16 protein-coding genes are annotated in these 16,818 nt (G+C 63.0%); all 16 read left to right on the forward strand.

The annotated features are described in order from the left end of the window. The first annotated feature begins 139 nt into the window (after positions 1-139). The 16 genes from ACFVAV_RS30795 to ACFVAV_RS30870 all read left to right on the forward strand — a co-directional run bounded on the left by ACFVAV_RS30795 (position 140) and on the right by ACFVAV_RS30870 (position 16,574). Positions 140-790, forward strand: a complete 651-nt coding sequence (locus ACFVAV_RS30795; RefSeq protein WP_379039089.1) for a TetR/AcrR family transcriptional regulator — start codon at positions 140-142, stop codon at positions 788-790. 64 nt (positions 791-854) lie between these two features. Further along, entirely contained in the window at positions 855-2,516 is a 1,662-nt protein-coding gene (locus ACFVAV_RS30800; RefSeq protein ID WP_379039090.1) for an FAD-dependent monooxygenase, read from the forward strand. Beyond that, a complete protein-coding gene (locus tag ACFVAV_RS30805) occupies positions 2,513-4,318 on the forward strand; it encodes an AMP-dependent synthetase/ligase (protein ID WP_379039091.1) in 1,806 nt (601 codons plus the stop codon). The genes ACFVAV_RS30800 and ACFVAV_RS30805 overlap by 4 nt, the downstream gene beginning before the upstream one ends. Before the next feature lie 55 nt (positions 4,319-4,373). After that, a complete protein-coding gene (locus tag ACFVAV_RS30810; RefSeq protein WP_379039092.1) occupies positions 4,374-4,727 on the forward strand; it encodes a DoxX family protein in 354 nt (117 codons plus the stop codon). 60 nt (positions 4,728-4,787) lie between these two features. Continuing rightward, complete coding sequence (locus tag ACFVAV_RS30815) at positions 4,788-6,293, forward strand: hypothetical protein (protein ID WP_379039093.1); 1,506 nt, start codon at positions 4,788-4,790, stop codon at positions 6,291-6,293. A 76-nt stretch (positions 6,294-6,369) separates the two neighbouring features. Then, positions 6,370-6,879, forward strand: a complete 510-nt coding sequence (locus ACFVAV_RS30820) for a DUF2505 domain-containing protein (RefSeq protein ID WP_379039094.1) — start codon at positions 6,370-6,372, stop codon at positions 6,877-6,879. Further along, entirely contained in the window at positions 6,812-7,861 is a 1,050-nt protein-coding gene (locus ACFVAV_RS30825; RefSeq protein WP_379039095.1) for a fumarylacetoacetate hydrolase family protein, read from the forward strand. The genes ACFVAV_RS30820 and ACFVAV_RS30825 overlap by 68 nt, the downstream gene beginning before the upstream one ends. Before the next feature lie 116 nt (positions 7,862-7,977). Further along, positions 7,978-8,829: an MlaE family ABC transporter permease gene (locus tag ACFVAV_RS30830; protein ID WP_379039096.1), complete on the forward strand. Its 852-nt coding sequence runs from the start codon at positions 7,978-7,980 to the stop codon at positions 8,827-8,829. Continuing rightward, entirely contained in the window at positions 8,829-9,695 is an 867-nt protein-coding gene (locus ACFVAV_RS30835; RefSeq protein WP_379039150.1) for an MlaE family ABC transporter permease, read from the forward strand. Before ACFVAV_RS30830 ends, ACFVAV_RS30835 begins: the two co-directional genes overlap by 1 nt. 3 nt (positions 9,696-9,698) lie before the next feature. After that, positions 9,699-10,745: an MlaD family protein gene (locus ACFVAV_RS30840; RefSeq protein WP_379039097.1), complete on the forward strand. Its 1,047-nt coding sequence runs from the start codon at positions 9,699-9,701 to the stop codon at positions 10,743-10,745. Continuing rightward, positions 10,742-11,752, forward strand: a complete 1,011-nt coding sequence (locus ACFVAV_RS30845; RefSeq protein ID WP_379039098.1) for an MlaD family protein — start codon at positions 10,742-10,744, stop codon at positions 11,750-11,752. The genes ACFVAV_RS30840 and ACFVAV_RS30845 overlap by 4 nt, the downstream gene beginning before the upstream one ends. Beyond that, complete coding sequence (locus tag ACFVAV_RS30850) at positions 11,740-12,774, forward strand: MlaD family protein (protein ID WP_379039099.1); 1,035 nt, start codon at positions 11,740-11,742, stop codon at positions 12,772-12,774. Before ACFVAV_RS30845 ends, ACFVAV_RS30850 begins: the two co-directional genes overlap by 13 nt. Further along, positions 12,774-13,880: an MlaD family protein gene (locus ACFVAV_RS30855; protein WP_379039100.1), complete on the forward strand. Its 1,107-nt coding sequence runs from the start codon at positions 12,774-12,776 to the stop codon at positions 13,878-13,880. Before ACFVAV_RS30850 ends, ACFVAV_RS30855 begins: the two co-directional genes overlap by 1 nt. Continuing rightward, entirely contained in the window at positions 13,772-14,968 is a 1,197-nt protein-coding gene (locus tag ACFVAV_RS30860) for an MlaD family protein (protein WP_379039101.1), read from the forward strand. Before ACFVAV_RS30855 ends, ACFVAV_RS30860 begins: the two co-directional genes overlap by 109 nt. Before the next feature lie 116 nt (positions 14,969-15,084). Beyond that, positions 15,085-15,924: an MlaD family protein gene (locus ACFVAV_RS30865; RefSeq protein WP_379039102.1), complete on the forward strand. Its 840-nt coding sequence runs from the start codon at positions 15,085-15,087 to the stop codon at positions 15,922-15,924. Positions 15,925-15,953: 29 nt separating this feature from the next. Further along, a complete protein-coding gene (locus tag ACFVAV_RS30870; RefSeq protein ID WP_379039103.1) occupies positions 15,954-16,574 on the forward strand; it encodes a hypothetical protein in 621 nt (206 codons plus the stop codon). Positions 16,575-16,818 lie beyond the last annotated feature (244 nt).

Raw genomic sequence — 16,818 nt, forward strand, 5'->3', positions numbered from 1 at the left:
GTCTCCATGACCGGGCCGGGCGGGGGTGTTCTGCTCCGGCCGAGTCTCCCAACATGTCAGATCCTCATCATCGAACACGCGCAACAATCTTGTCAACTGACAATTAAATTGTTGTCGCTACCTCAGGTAACATGCTTGCGTGAGCGAGATTGTTCAACCCAAGGTTCCCGGACGCCCGAAGGCGGGCGAGTCGCCTGCTGCGCGGGAGGAGATCCTGGCGGCGGCGTTGCATGCGTTCGCGCGCCATGGCTATGAGGGCGTGTCGGTGCGGACGTTGCAGCGTGAGCTCGGAGTCAGCCACAACCTGATCAATCAGCGTTTCGGGTCTAAGCAGGGGCTGTGGCGGGCGGTGGTCGACTGGGCGTTCGGCAACCTGGTCGCCGAGCTGGGGGCGCTGCTGGATCCAACTCTGGAGGATCCGCTCGATCAACTGCATCACGTGATCAGCAGGTTCGTCGAGTTCAGTGCGGCACACCCTGAGTTGCTGGCGCTGATGAACATCGAGGGCGCGTCTGACACCGAGCGTCTCGACTACATCTATGACACCTATGTCACCAAGGTCTTTCGTCCGATCGGTCAGTTGACCGATCATCTTGTGTCAACCGGCCGGATCCGGCCTATTCCGCTGCGCACCCTGCATTTCCTGATTGCGCACGGCGGCGCCGCACCGTTCAGTCTTGCGCCGTTGGCGCGCCGCTTCGATCCAGTCGACCCGCTGCTGCGAACCCAGGTCCGAAACCATGCGCAGCTGGTCGCGGACCTCATTATCGAGGGGCTGCGCGTCCGATGACTTAGATGTGTCAGCTGTCAAAATAGTTGTTGACACCTGACAATATTACTCCTACGGTGTGTGCATGGTTGAAAACCACGCACCGGTCGCCATCGTCGGAGCCGGTCCAGTCGGCATGGTGCTCGCGCTCGAGCTGGCGCATCACGAGATCGACTCGATCTTGATCGAAGCTCATGCGAGTACCACGAAGTTCCCGAAGATGGACGAGACCAACCCGCGCAGCATGGAGTTGCTCGCGAGATTGGGCATCGCGGACGAGATTCGCGCCGCAGGGGTTGCGCCGCATTTCAGCTTCGACACCGCATTCTGTTCGTCGCTGGCCGGGTATGAGTACGCACGGTGGTCCGACCCCTCGGTCGAGCAGATGCGCGAGCGGATCGCGCGCGCCACCGATGGCACCATGCCGGCCGAACCCTGGCAACGGATATCGCAGGAGTATGCCGAGGCGGTACTGATGCGACGATGTCTCGACAACCCTCGTATCAGCGTTCATCGGCCGTGGCGAGCAAATTCGATCACTGAGTGTGGCGAGGTCGTCACGATAGAGACGGTCCATGTCGAGACCGCAGCGCGGCGCACGGTATCGGCGCAGTACGTCGTGGGTTGTGACGGCGCCCGCTCGCAGGTCCGCGCGTGTCTCGGTGTCGAGCAGGACGGGATGGAGAACATCCTCACGCTGGCCCTTGTCCATTTCCGGTCCCGTGATCGGCGCCGCCTACACGCGCATGGCCAGTTCTGGCATCTGTACTTCGCCTCCGGAGGCATTCTCATTGCTCAAGACGAGGGCGACACCTGGACGTTGCACGGTCTCGTGCCGCCGGATACCGATCCGGACGACATTGATCCAGTTGCATTCGTCCGCCGTATCTGCGGGGCGCCGATTGAAGTAGACGAAATTTTGGCTCAGTCCCTTTGGCGGCCGAACGTGTTGCTGGCCGACCGTTTCCGCAAAGGCCGTGTCTTCTTGGCTGGCGATGCTTGTCACCAGGTGATTCCGAATGGTGGCTATGGAATGAACACCGGTATCGGCGATGCCGTGGATCTCGGCTGGAAGCTGGGCGCGGTACTCAATGGCTGGGGTGGCGAGGTCCTGCTCGACAGCTACGAGATGGAACGTCGCCCGGTCGCTGAACGCAACCGCGACTGGTCGTTCCGGCATGTCGGGGTGCAGCTCGAGATTCAATCCGAGGTCGATCTCGACCTCATCGGCGCCGAGTCAGACGAAGCGCGGCGGCATCGTCAAGAGATGGCGGCGTTCATTGCCACACGACGTGGAGAGGCATGTAGTCCCGGAGTCGAGTACGGCTACTGCTACGACAACTCCCCGGTTATCGTTCAGGAGCCGGGTGAGGTGCCGCCGTTGGATCCGTTGCGCTATAAGCCGACCACGCGTCCAGGCGCGCGAGCCCCGCATGTCGTACTCGTGGACGGCCGCTCGATTCTGAGTCAGTACTCGCGCGCGTTCACCCTGGTCGATCACGGTGGAATCGATGGCGAGAAGCTGGTCGAGGCAGCACGGGCCGCCGGAATCCCCATCCAGCACGTCATCGGAGCGTCAGCGGCGAGCGCGGCCGTCTATGAGCGTGCGCTAGTTCTGGTTCGCCCGGATGGCCATGTCGCATGGCGCGGGGAGTCAGTGGACGACGATCCTGCCGCGATCTTGGCCATTGTTACCGGGCAAGTCGCTGTTTTCACCGCTGCACCTCAGGAAGAGGCAACTCGATGAGCATCCCCACCCCTCAGATGGTCGTGAACGCACAGTCGATGCGCACGCTCGGCGAGGCATTTCTCGCCACCGCAGCTGCGCGCGGTGACAAGCCGGCTCTGGCCACCGAAGACGGCACGCTGGCAATTACTTGGCGCGAATACGGCGAGTTGGCGCGCCGCGCCGCGGCTGGCCTGGTCGGACTCGGAGTACGGCGTGGCGACACGGTTGGACTGCTGTTGAGCAACCGGCCAGAGTTCCACCTGGCAGACGCCGGTGCACTGCTGATCGGGGCGACGCCCTTCTCGATGTACAACACCTATCCCCCGGCGCAGCTGGCTCACCTGCTGGCTGATACCGGCGCGCGGGTCGTTGTTACCGAGCCCGCCTTGCTGTCGGGGTTGCTGGCAGCCCGAGACTTCGACGGCACCGCCGTCGAAACGATCGTCCTCGTCGGTGAACCCTGCGAAGGCACGACTCCATGGTCGCGAGTGATCGAATCCGATTCCACCGCAATAGATCTCGATACATTGATGGGTGAGGTCGAGCCCGAGGACGTCGCGGTCATCAGCTACACCTCGGGAACAACGGGCGCGCCCAAGGGCGTGCAGCTCACCCACCGCAATCTGCTGGCGATGGCCGATTCGGTCTTACAGGTCATGGCTGTTGATGCCGATTATCACCTGCTGTCGTACCTGCCGCTGGCTCACGTCGCCGAACGCGTCTGCAGCCACTACATGCCGATGGTGGTCGGCTACTCGATTACCAGCATCCCGGTGTTGAACCAGATCGCTGCCGCCCTACCGAAATTCCGCCCGCACATGTTCTTCTCTCCGCCCAGGTTGTGGGAAAAGATGCGTGCGGCTGTCCAGGCGTCGATCGCAGCCAACGGGAATCCCGAGTTGCGGGGCCAGCTCACCCGCGCCATCGAGGTCGGCATCGAGGCGGTGCATGAACGACAGGCCGGTCGCCGTGTGGGTGATTCACTCGAGGCTGAACTGGAGCGGACCGAACCGCTGAGGGCTGCCCTGCGCACCCGCCTCGGCCTGGACGCGATCGTAGTCGCCATCACCGGTGCCGCGCCGTGTCCACCGCAGGTGATCGAGTTTTTCTGGGCCCTCGGCATTCCCCTGCAGGAAATCTACGGATTGTCCGAAACCACCGGCTTGATCACCATGACCCGCGCCGATGAAGCGAAACTTGGGTCGGTCGGGAGAGCCTTGCCTGGTATGGAGGTTCGGCTAGCTGACGACGGGGAGATTCTCTCTCGCGGACCGCTGATCATGGCGGGCTACCGGAACCGACCGGAGGCTACCGCGGAAATGATCGATCCGGAGGGGTGGCTGCACACCGGTGATGTCGGGCGGCTGGAGCCCGATGGGCACCTCTACGTGATCGATCGAAAGAAGGAACTTATCATCAACGCCGCTGGGAAGAACATGTCCCCAGCGAATATCGAGGCTTGCATCAAGGAGAGCAGCCCGCTGATCGGGCAGGCCTGCGTTATCGGTGACGGTAGGCCATACAACGTTGCGTTGATCGTACTCGAGGCCGATGCCGTCGGTGTGTTCGCCCACGCAAACGGCCTGTCAAGCAGTACCGTCCGACAATGGTCTGCAGAATCGGCTGTGCATGTTGCAGTTCGAACGGCCATCGATCGCGCCAATGCGGGGCTGGCCAGAGTGGAACAGATCAAACGATTCGTAATTCTGCCAGTTGAATGGCAGACGGACAGTGATGAGCTGACTCCGAGTTCGAAGCTGAAACGCCGCCCGATCGCAAAGAAATACTCCGTAGAAATCGAAGCGCTCTACGCGGAATAGATCGCACGGGCTGCGGTCAACAATAGGACACGAGGATAGAAAGAGAGCACATCACATGTTTATCGCTGCCGTTATTCTCGCAATCTTGCTTGCGTCGGCATTTCTCGCTGCGGGAGTCACGAAGGTCGTGGGCGCCGAGAAAGCTCTTGCCACGGCCGATCATCTGCGTGTGCCGCGTAGCCAGTATCGGGCGATCGGCGGACTTGAAACGCTCGGTGCCATCGGCGTACTGGTCGGCCTCGCCTGGGGCTGGCTCGGTGTGGCGGCGGGAATCGGGTTGCTCGCACTCATGCTCGGCGCGATTGCCAGCCACGCTCGGGTCAACGATCCCGTCAAAGCGATGGTGCCGGCACTCGGCCTCGGGCTGATCGCCGCTGCATTCATCGCAACTCGCGTGCTCAGTCTCTGACGATTTCACTCTCGAGTGCCACCGCACGGGTGGTTGGTGCTCTGACCAGGAAGGAACCACATGCAAGGCTCCAAGGCGACAACTGCGCCGTCAACGAGGACGCGGGCGCAGGTCGTACTCGCCGCCGCAGTGTTGGCCGCCGCGTGCTCCACTGCCCAGGCCTACGCCGAACCAGGGACCGGCGGTTGTCGCACCGTCGAAGTCTCCACTGCCGATGAACTGTCGGCAGCTGTCGCCAATACCTGCTCGCAGGAGATCGCCGTCCGCGGAGTCATTTCCAGCCCCGCGACAATTCACCTCGCGCCCGGTCAGGAACTCAAGGGCAAGAGTGACGACGCCGCGATCACGTTCCCGGCCGCGGTCGACGGTATCCAGCTCACAACCGATAACACCGTCTCGAAACTGCGGATCCAAGCTGCTCCCACGCAACGTGCGATCTTCAACGACACCGCGGTGGCCGGTCTCGGCAAAGTGAAGCTGGCGAACCTCACCACCACCGGTCAGGTGCAATTGCTGGTGAAAGACCAGGTCCGGACCGGACACGTGATCGTGGACGGACTGGATATCGTTGCTGCCGACACAACGCAACGCGAGAAGCCGCGCTATGTCTTCTTTGGCAACGCCCTGGAGTCCATTCAGGGAGCGTTCCAGCTGTGGAACCAGCAGCCCGACGCGGAATCGGTTGTCAAGGCAGATCTGCGTGGTATCTCCGTCGGACGCCCCGAAGCGCCCGTGATCGGCAGCGGGGTATCGGTTTTCGGAGCGGCACCGATCTCTGTTCCCAGTGCGGATGGAACCCCGATCGGTGATGTCCTGCACCAGCTCAGCGAGCACCCGGTGTCCGGCAGTCTCCGTATCTCCACCCTCGAAACCGGTGCTCTGCACACCGACGGTGGATCGAATCCGCTCGGCTCGGCCGGCGCACAGGTCGGCTCGGGTGCCGTTTTCGTCGGGGCGCAGGCGCCTATCGAAACCATGCGTGTCGGTGGCGCGATCACCACACGCGGGCTGAATGCCGGTGGCGTCGACCTCTTCTCCGATATCAAGTCCGTCACGTTCGATGGACCGATCGAAACCTTCGGCCCGACCGGTATCGCCATCGTCAATTGGCCGCATGTCGGAACATTGAGCGCTAACTCGTCGGTGACGACGCACGGTCTCGGCGCCCGCGGATTGAATGTTTACGCAGGCCACATCGACACCGTTCGTATGCGCGACATCACGACCAATGGGCCCGGCAGCCCGGCGATCGATGTCTTTGCCGATATCGACGACCTCGGTATCGACGGCACCGTCCAGGCCAACGGCGCGCCCGGTCCGAGCTTGGTGCTCGGATCCTTCGTGATACTGCCGTCGGACGCCCTGCACGTCGCCGAAGGCGGCAATGTCGACAAGGCCAATGTCAGCGGTGTGCTGCGCACGACTGCCCCTGAAACCGCAGCGGTTCTCGTCGGGCCGAACAGTCGAATCGGAACGCTCTGCGCAGTCGGAGGAATCGAGGCGACCGGAGCCGGCTCCCAGCCGGTCGACAACCAGGGAACCCTCACTCTGCAATGCCCCGCGTAACCCCACTGACGGAGTAGTTCGATGGTGCCGCCCGGCATACGTGCCGGGCGGCACCGAACTCGCAAGGAAAGACCCGATGGCAACACAACTGACCCTCACACAGTCGTTTCCGGCTTCACCGGAAGCAGTGCTCGACCTGCTCCGCGACCGCGATTTCGTCACCGCCTGCGTGCAATCGGTGAATGGACCCGAAGCCGTAGTGCTAAGCCACGAGGTCGTCGATTCCCGGCTGACAGTAACCTCCGAAAGCCCTGTCCCCGCTTCGATTCTGCCCGGGCCGATGCGAAACATGCTGCCCTCCAACGCCCGTGGCACCAAGTCAGAGACGTGGAATGTTACGCCCGACGGTTACCGTGCGGCGATCGAGATTGCTGTCACCGGGGCTCCTGCCTCGGTTGTCGCCGAGGCCACGCTGAAGGTCACCGAAGCCGGCGCCGACCTGTCGATCGTCGGAACAGCCGAGGTCAAGATCCCGTTCGTCGGTCCCAAGATCGAGAAGATGATGGTCGACCAGGCTCGTGAACGGCTCATCGCCGAGGGCGAATTCATCAGCGCACGGCTGGGTACAGACCCAGTTCCTGCCTAGGACCGAAGGAGAACAACTCGTGAGCATCAATCTGATCCGCTACCAGCAACAGTCAGAGGAAGCCGCCTGGGGTGTGGTTTCCGGCAACACCGTACTGCCACTGCCAGCCGAATACAGCAGCACCGCAGAGATTCTGGGCGAGGGAGTCAAGGTGGCGCGCCACCTGCTCGCCGGCCAGAAGAAGGCGGTACCCGTACCGCTGGAGTCACTGCAATTGCTGAGCCCGGTGACTCGTCCATGCAAAGTTCTGGCCCAGGGCGCCAATTTCAAGACTCATCTGATCGAAAACAAGATGGACCCGAACCGGCCGTTCAACGTGTTCTTCACTAAGTCGAGTGCCTCGGTCTGCGGGCCGACCGACGACATCGTCCGCCCGGCGAACGTCCAGTTGCTCGACTACGAGGTCGAACTGGGCATCGTGCTCGGCAAACCGATCACCGGACCGGTCACGGTGACCCCGGAGGAACTCGGGGAGTACATCGGAGCGTTCGTCATCGCCAACGATGTGAGCGCTCGTGACGTCCAGCTCAGCGAGAACCAGTGGTACAAGGGTAAGAGCTATCGCACGTTCTGCCCCGTCGGCCCGTATCTGACGGTGCCGGATCCGCAGGAGGCGGCGCGCTGGTCGGAGCTGCGGCTACACCTCGAGGTCAACGGAGAGCTGCGGCAGAACGAACTGGCGTCGGATATGGTGTTCGGCCCCGCCGCGACACTGACCGAGCTGTCCCAGATCGAGGACCTCGACGTCGGGGACCTGCTGATCACCGGCACCCCGGGTGGTGTCGCGTTGAAGCTGCCCAGCGCGATGGCGCAGCGGGTGGCGGGCCTGTTGCCGGAAGCGCGCCGGTGGCCGCTGTTCGTCAAGAGCCAGCTGCGCACCAGCGGATATTTGAAGCCCGGAGACATTGTTACTGCCGGTATCTCGACCGCGGACGGCGAGATCGACCTCGGTACCCAGCGCAACCTCGTGCGCGCCCCCTGACCGTTCACTACCGAAAGCTGTTCAACGGTGAACAGAAGCTCGAACCCCAGCACACCCGGCACCCGGGAACCGCGAACCCGGTTGCCCCATAGGCCGAAGCACTACGCGGAGGCCGAATGCCCGAAATGATCGTGAACCTCGATGCGCCGAGGCAATCGGCGATCCGGATCGTCAGAACCAATCTCACCGACACTGCCGTATCGGGCCTGGAAACATTCGGGCGGGTTGTTCGACTGGGGCTCGATGCGGTGACCGGGCTCGTGACCGATACCGTCCGGATGCGGTTCCAGTGGCGGGAGATGCTGCAAACCTGCTGGTTCCTCATCGCCGTGACCGCGTTGCCCGCAGTCTTGATGGCCGTGCCGTTCGGTGTGATCGTCTCCGTGCAGGTCGGCAACCTGATCAAGAACCTGGGCGCCGATGCGCTGCTCGGCGCGGCGAGCGGGCTGGGTGTCATCAAACAGGGAGCACCGATCGCGACCGGTCTGCTGCTGGGTGGGGCCGGTGCCGCCGCCATTGCCGCGGATCTGGGCGCCCGCACGATTCGCGAGGAGATCGACGCCCTGCGGGTGATGGGGGTCGACCCGATTCACCGCTTGGTCGTGCCCCGCATGGTGGCCATGGTCATCGTGGCCCCGCTACTGAACGTTCTGATCATGTTCGCCGGAGTGATCGCCGGGTACATCGTCGCCGTCCTCTCGCAGGGCGTGACACCCGGAAGCTATTGGGCCACCTTCGGTTCGTTCACCGTGGTCGCCGATATCGGGGTTTCGCTGGCGAAGTCGGCGCTGTTCGGCTTCCTCGTGGTGATCGTCGCGTGCCAGCGCGGAATGGAAGCGCGTGGCGGGCCCCGGGGCGTTGCGGATGGTGTCAATGCCGCGGTGGTGCTGTCGGTTGTGTTGATCGTGCTGGTCAACCTCGTGATCTCGCAACTGGTCGCGATGTTCCTGCCGGTGAGGATCGCCTGATGACTCCTTCTGCCTATGCTCCCCACGGACTCCGTTGGCTGTTCAAACTCGTCCGTGCGCGTCGCCAGGCCACCGTGCCGGTCGAGGCGATCGGATTCGTCCTGGCCTTCATATGGCAGGTGCTGTCTTCGATCCCCGAGACGATCCACCGGTACCGAGCCGAAACAATGCGACGGATCACGGATATGACCTGGGGGAGGGGGTCGTTGATCGTCGGCGGCGGCACCGTTCCGATGTTGATCGTCCTCGGCGCGGCAATGGGAGCGTTGGTGGGGATCGAGTCGTTCGCCACCCTGGACATGATCGGGCTCGGCCCGCTGACCGGCATCGTGTCGGCCTTCGCCACCACCAGGGAACTGGCGCCGATCGCAGCAGCGATCGGGTTCGCTTCGCAGGCTGGGTGCCGGATGACCGCGGAGATCGGATCGATGCGAATCTCCGAAGAGATCGACGCGCTGGAATCGCTCGGACTGCGGTCGATTCCGTTTGTCGTCACCACCAGGGTCATCGCCGGCGCTGTCGCCATCGTCCCGACCTTCCTCATCGCGCTGATCCTGAGCTACCTCTCCTGCGCCACCGTGATCGTGACCTTTCACGGGGAAGCCCGCGGCGTATATGACCACTACTTCTTCCAGTTCGTCAGCGGCACAGACATTATCGCGGCCGCAGTCAAGATCCTCGTCCTCGCCGTCGTCGTGATCCTGATCCATTGCTACCAAGGGTTTTTCGCCAGTGGCGGTCCCGAAGGGGTCGGTATCGCATCCGGCCGGGCAGTGCGGGCCAGTTTCGTGGCCATCATCGCCGTCGACATGATGCTGACGCTGGCGCTGTGGGGATTCAATTCACCGATCGAATTCACGGGGTAACCGATGAGAAACTACGGATTGCCCGGGGTGACCGCCGACCAACGTCGATCACTGCGCATCGGGACCGCTGCGATCGTCACCGCTGCGATAGTCGCGATCGGCGGGGTCGTGGTGGACCGCCTGGGCGGTGACGATCGAATGCGGATCATGTTGCAGACAGAGCGGATCGGCGACGGCGTCAGCGACGGAACACGAGTACGGGTGCGTGGCGTCGATATCGGGGAGGTCGAGGCCATCGAGGCTCTCGGTGGTGACCGGCAGCGTGTCACCTTGGCACTGGACCGGACTGGGCTACATGGGCTCGATGACAGTCTCGCCGTCGACTATGTCCCCGCCAATACGTTCGGCATCAGCGTCATCGAACTCCGTTATGGGCCGGGAGGTGCGCCGCTGACCGAGGACGGCACCATCGACCTGACCGGCCGCAAGGCAGGGCGGGTGGACGACGCGACCATGGGCTACCTGATCCGATCCCTGACCCAGACCGCCACCCAGGTACTGACCCCACGGTTCGCCGAGATCCTCCGCGAGGTCGCCACCGATCTGCGCGCCTTCACGCCGATCCTGCAAATGATCGTCGTCACCGCGCAGAATATCGCCGAAACACAAAAGTATGCGCCGTCCTTTCTCATTCAGCAGTACAGCTCGACCCTCGCCGGGGCGGCACCGATGATCGACGGAACGATCGCACTGCTCGATCGCATCAACCAGATCGAGGTCCTGCGTACCGATCAGCCTCTGTTCGACGCCGGTGTCGCGATGATCGTCAACGATCTGTGGCCTGCGCTGAGCTCGCTCGGCGCGTCGCTGAACCAGAACCTCGGTGACTACGCCGACATGCTGACGCCATTGCTGAGCGCGATCGCTCAGACGGTGCCGACCCCGCAGCGATCGGGTGCGCAACTAGCGGAACTCCTCGATCGCATCGATCGGGACTTCACCGATGCGCAGGGCAACCCGGCCATGAACCTGCGAATCATCCTGAGTGGCGTGCCTGCGGTGGCTGGTCCACTGCTCGGCCCGGCGCCGATCGAGGTGGCACCGCGATGACACCGACTATCCGTATTTCGATACGTATGGTGGCCTTCACCGTGGTGATCAGCGTGATGCTCTTCGCCATCATCGCGGCGATCACCCGTCCGATCGGTGGTGAAGCAGATACCTACGTGGCCGAATTCACCGATGCCAGCGGGCTGAAAGCCGGCGACGACGTTCGCATGTACGGTGTCGCGGTCGGCAAGGTCCGTGCCATCACCCTCGACAGCAATATCGCCGAGGTGCGGCTCACCGTGCACAGCGGGCATCCGATCTTCGACAACACCATGCTGGCAATCCGCTACCAGAATCTGACGGGTCAACGCTACATCGATATCCAGCAACCGGACCAAGCCGACGGCCCCGTTGCTCCGGGAGCAACTATCGACACCAATCACACCCTGCCCTCGTTCGACATCACCACGCTGTTCAACGGACTACAGCCAGTGTTCTCAGAATTCTCCCCGGGCGCACTGAACCAGTTCGCCGAAAGCATGCTCGCGGTGATCGAAGGCACCGGACACGGCCTCGGCCCGGCCATGGACGCGGTCGAGAACCTCAGTCGCTACGTCACCGACCGCCAGCAGGTCATCTCCGCGCTGGTGCACAACCTGCAGACCATTTCCGATCGAATCGGCGGCCGCTCGCCACAGCTGATCACGCTGATAGCTGGTCTCGCCGAGGTCTTCACCGCCCTCGACCAGCGGATCGACGGAATGATCGACTACGCCCTGACCGTGCCGCCCCTGCTGCTGCCACTGGACCATCTCGCGGCAACCCTGGGACTCACCCCGGACCCCAACCCCGATCTGAACGCGTTGATACACAATGCTTTTCCTGATCCGCAAGAGGCGCTCGACGTCCTCGGGCGGTTGCCTGGACTGCTGCAGTCGCTCAACGCCATGCTCGGCGGCGCACCCGGACCGGATGTAAACCCGGTCTGCTCCCACGGGGACGCACCCGTACCGGGCATTGCACAAATTCTTATTCGCGAGCAAAGGATCTCGATATGCAATCGTTGATCCGCAACTGGATTCGCAAGCAGGCGAGTTTCTTCCGGCGTCGAGGCGCGACGGGGCGCCCGCGGTCGGATTTGCACCTCGGTGTCATCGGGGTGGTCGGAATCGTCGTGGTACTCGTTGCCGCCGCTGTGCTCTACATGCTGCCCCTTGGCAAAACGACTTACCATGCCCAGCTCTCCGAGGCGGGTGCGGTCGAGGTGGGAGACGACATCCGCGTCGCCGGTGTCCCAGTCGGCAGTGTTACCGAGTTGATCCTGCGGCCCGGCCATGTCGACATGGCGTTCACGGTCGAGGGCAAGATTTTCGTGGGCGATCAGAGCACCCTTGATGTGCGCATCCTGACCTTCGTGGGTGGCCACTACATCGCGCTCACCCCGGCTGGAACCCGTCCGCTCGGTGACGGAGTGATCCCCGCCGATCGCGTCCGGCTGCCCTACAGCCTGATGCAGGTCTTCCAGGATGCGGCTCAGCCGATACGCGATGTGAACGGGGACACCGTTCGCAGAAACTTCGCCGCGCTCGACACCGCACTGTCCACGAGTCCGGAAGGTCTGCGCGAGATGGGTTCGGCCATCGACTCTCTCGTCGATGTCATGGTGCGGCAGAATTCCGACATTTCCCGCACGCTGACGGTCGCCGATGAATACCTCACGGCGATGAGCGACGCCAAATCCGTCTTCGGTCGTCTGATCCACAACATCGATCTGATCGAAACCGTGCTCATAGATAAGCGCGCCGAAATAAAACTGGCTGTCGATCACACCAGTATGTTGTTCTCCCGGATCGCCGCCATCGAGACCTCCTGGGAGAGCACTCTGCGGCCGATGGCACAACGACTGGCCGAAGCGATCCCGGACCTCGAACGTCTCCTCGAACGGCTCGGCGCGGTGATCGACGGTATCCACGCTCTGGGAAACGAATTGCGCAGCCATATTTCCCCCGACGGCATCACCGTAGACCAGTCGTCGACCATCGTTCACGGTTCGGGATTGTGTATCCCAGTGCCCGGGAGGACCTGCTGATGTTGCACCGGATCCTCGCCTCCAGGGGTTTCGTATCCGTCACGGGTGTCGCGGCGCTCGCCGTGCTGGTGACGACCGCGTATCTCACTGTCGTGCAACCCATCCACAAGACGATGTCCTACTGCGCGCTGATGCCCGACGCGATCGGACTCTACGTCGGAAACCACGTCACGCTGCTCGGGATCCCGGTCGGCTCTGTCACCGCTATCGCCCCACAGGGGACACAGGTACGGGTCGATTTCACCGTCGACTCGCGCTATTCGCTCCCCGTCGACGCCGCGGCCGCCACGGTGTCACAGACCTTGGTCGCCGACCGTGATCTCGCGGTGCTGGGCAATCGTGGCGCCGAAGGTCAGTGGGACCCCCACACCTGCATCTCCAACACCCTCACGCCCAAGAGCATCAGCGAAACCCTCGACGCGTTGAGCAATCTCGCCGACGAGCTCAACGGTGGTCGCGACTCCGCTCAGCAGAATCAGATCGGAGGCGGGTTGGCCGCCCTGGACAATTCCACGACCGACCTCGGTCCCCGCATCAACGGCATCATTCACAAACTGGGTGTCGCGCTGGCCGCCCCCGACGCTGCGATCGGGCATATCGGCGCCATCGTCGATGCCCTGACCAGTCTGTCCGCCAGCGCAGCGGGCGGATGGGGTGATATCAAGTCGATGCTGACCCGCTTCGCGCCGGTGCTGGATCAGGTCAACAACGAACTCGTCGCACCGGTCATCGACATCCTCGATTCGCTGTTTCGATTCCTGCCGATCTTCAACGAGATCACCACGATGTACGGGAGCGTCATCCACCGCGGCCTCGACGCGACGGTTCCGCTGGTGCGACTCCTTGCCGTTAATGTCGGCACCCTACACGAGATCATCTCTATGATCCCTTCGATCACCACCGCTTTGACCGAATCGATCGACCCGGCGACCGGTGCTGTCGCGATCGACTACGCGCCACCGAAAGTCGCTGTACCCACGCAAGATTCGCAACAAGTATGCGCCGCGATCAATGCTGTCGCACCGGGCCACTGCACCCAGGCCGCGAATGGACTGGTGGATGTCGAATTGGTTCAGCTCGTTCTCGGAATGGCGGGTGCGCGATGACTCCGAAAAACCGCGATACGCCGTCGCGTCGCCGTCGCGTTCGCACAACTCGCGTCGTCGCACTGGCCGTCGGGGTGATCGTGGGTGGTAGCGCCTGCAGTTTCGATCCCTCGTCGATTCCCCTGCCCGGAACCACCGTTTCGGGGCAGACATACCCGGTGATGATCGAGTTCCCGAGCGCGCTCAACCTGCCGCCGCGCGCCAAGGTCGTCGCCGCCGGCGCACAAATCGGCGACCTTTCCCGGGTAGACATCGTCGACGCCTCTGCCGCCCGGCCCGGCTATGTCACCGCACAGATCCGCATCACAGACTCGGTGAAACTATCGGTCGACACCACCGCGCAACTGCGGCAGAACACGGTGCTCGGCGACGTCTTCATCGCGCTGACGACCCCACCGGGCAGCGCCGTGACAACCATCGAACCGGGCGGGACGATCCCGCTGTCGCACACCAGCCCGGCCCTCCAGATCGAAGACCTCATGGCAGGCATGGCAACCTTCTTCAACACCGGTGCGGTCAATCAGTTTCAGAACATCATCGACCGGATGAACGGCATCTTGCCGCCCGATCCGGCGAGTACCGCCCGCACCTTCGACGTTATCGGTTCCGATCTCACCGACGTGGCCGCGAACCTCGATCAGGTCGACCGATTCCTGGACGCGGTCTCCGCCGACACCGCCGCCGTCCACGACAACGGCCAGGCGCTGGACGAGTTGCTCACAGACACGGGCGCGACCCATGTCACCAGCGCCATCACCTCGATTGTCGAAGTGTTCCGCATCCTCAGCGATCTCGGTGGCGTCGCCCACGATTGGGTGTGGCTCGCACCGCTCGTGGCCTCCGGCGACGCGGCGGCCAGCGCTTTCATGCCTATCGCGTTCACCGATCGACCATTGGATCTGAGTGCCCCTTCGAACTTGAACAAACTCGTCGCACTCCTGCGCGACAAGATCATTCCCTTCGCCTCCAGTCCGAAGATCAATATCACCGGCGTGGACATCGCACCAGCGGAAACCGCTCCGGTCGCAGCGACAGATCAGGTGGATCAGATCATCGCGACGCTTCGGATGATCGGAGCCGTGCGATGAAGACTGCCACGATCGCCTCGGTCGGCGCCATCGCCTCGGTATTCATCCTCGGCGCCTCCTACCTGACCTTCGGCATCGCCCGCGTCGACTGGTTCCGTGAATACACCACGGCGACCATGATCCTCACCGACTCCGGCGGCCTTGCCGACGGCTCGCCCGTCCTGCTCACCGGCATTCCGGTCGGCCGGGTCATGACCGTAGCCAACACCATCGACGGCGTGCGGGTTCAGATCCGGATCGAGGACACCTACCGCATCCCCACCACCAGCACCGCCCGCATCGAAAGCCTGTCCACCCTGGGCGAGCCCTACATCGACTTCAGACCCACCACCGACGGCGGGCCCTACCTGCGCGACGGGCAGATGGTCGACACTCAGACCATCCGCATGCCGACGTCGATCCCCCAGCTCGCCCGTACTGTCACCACGCTGCTGAACCAGCTCGATCCCGCTACCATCGCCTCGCTGATCAACACCATCGATCAAAGCCTGGCGGGGACCGAAGCGATTGTTCCGCGGCTGGCCCGTTCAACCGATCTGCTGGCCGCGACCATCCTCAGTCGCACCCCGCAGATCCGCAGCCTGCTCACCGACCTGCAGACGATGGGCAGCGACATGGACTGGACCGGCCCCTCGATGGCCGCCGCCGGCCCGCTCTGGGGTGAACTGGGCGTCAGCATCGACGGCCTCACCGAGGTGATCGCAGAATTCGTCCGCCGCAGCGAGATTCCCGGCCAATACACCGGCGGCGACGGAGTGATCCCATTTCTCAATGACGTCTCGGCCTACCTCGACACTATCGGTCCGGACCTGAAAACGCTCGCACCTGCTATCGCGCCGCTCGCGGCTACGGCCACGAACGCCGTGCCGCCGATAGACATCAGCGCGCTCATTGCCCAAGCCCTCGACGCGACCACCGCCGATGGCTCTATACCACTGCGAATCCGACTCAAATAGCAGCCGCATCACCAGAATTGGAGTTTGACATGTCATCTAGCGTCATCGAAACAGACCCGAATGCGACCGAACAGAACGGTACCGCGGACCCACCACCTTCGCACCCCACCGCGGCCGGTGGGCGCCACGCGACTGTTTCCCTGCCGCTGTCGACGGTGCTCGCCGTTGCGGTGGCCCTCATCGCCCTTATCGTGACAGGGGTGCTGACCTGGCTGCTGTTGTCTGCTCGACAGGATCTGTCCGACCGAGACCGCGCCGCCGCCGATCGCAAGCACGCAGAACAGGTCGCCACCAACTACGCGCTTGGCGCCTCCACGATCGATTATCGCGACCTGAGGGCGTGGCAGGCGAAGCTCAAGGCTCAGACGATCCCGGCGCTGGCCAGCAAGTTCGATGCCACCGCACCGGCACTCCAAGACATCCTGGTTCCTCTGCAATGGACCTCGACCGCCAATCCCATTGCCGCCGTGGTGGCTTCGGAGAATGGTGGGGCCTACGAGGTCGACGTCTTCCTGAACGTATCTTCGACCAACGCCCAGACGCCGAACGGCGGACAAACCACCGTCACATACACCGTGACCGTCGATCGAAATGACAACTGGCAGATCTCCGATGTCGGAGGCATGGACGCCGCACTGCCTGTCAAGTGACCCCGGTGGTCGTGACACGCACGCAGATTTGCCTGGAGAGAACAACGTGGTGATGGACGAATGAGGCGAGTATTCCAGCGCACGATCTGGTGCGTTCAGTCGAGAATCCGTACACGGTCGCTGTTCTGCCGATTCTGCGGTCTGGCCTTGTTTCGTGCGGTCGATCCTGCTTCGGGATACTGTTCTAGCGTCTGTGCAGAACGGTCCGCGGTGCGCATGATGACGTATGCGTGGGTTCGGTTCT

Source organism: Nocardia sp. NPDC057663, from assembly GCF_042799895.1.
In the GTDB taxonomy this organism is placed as follows: Bacteria; Actinomycetota; Actinomycetes; order Mycobacteriales; family Mycobacteriaceae; genus Nocardia.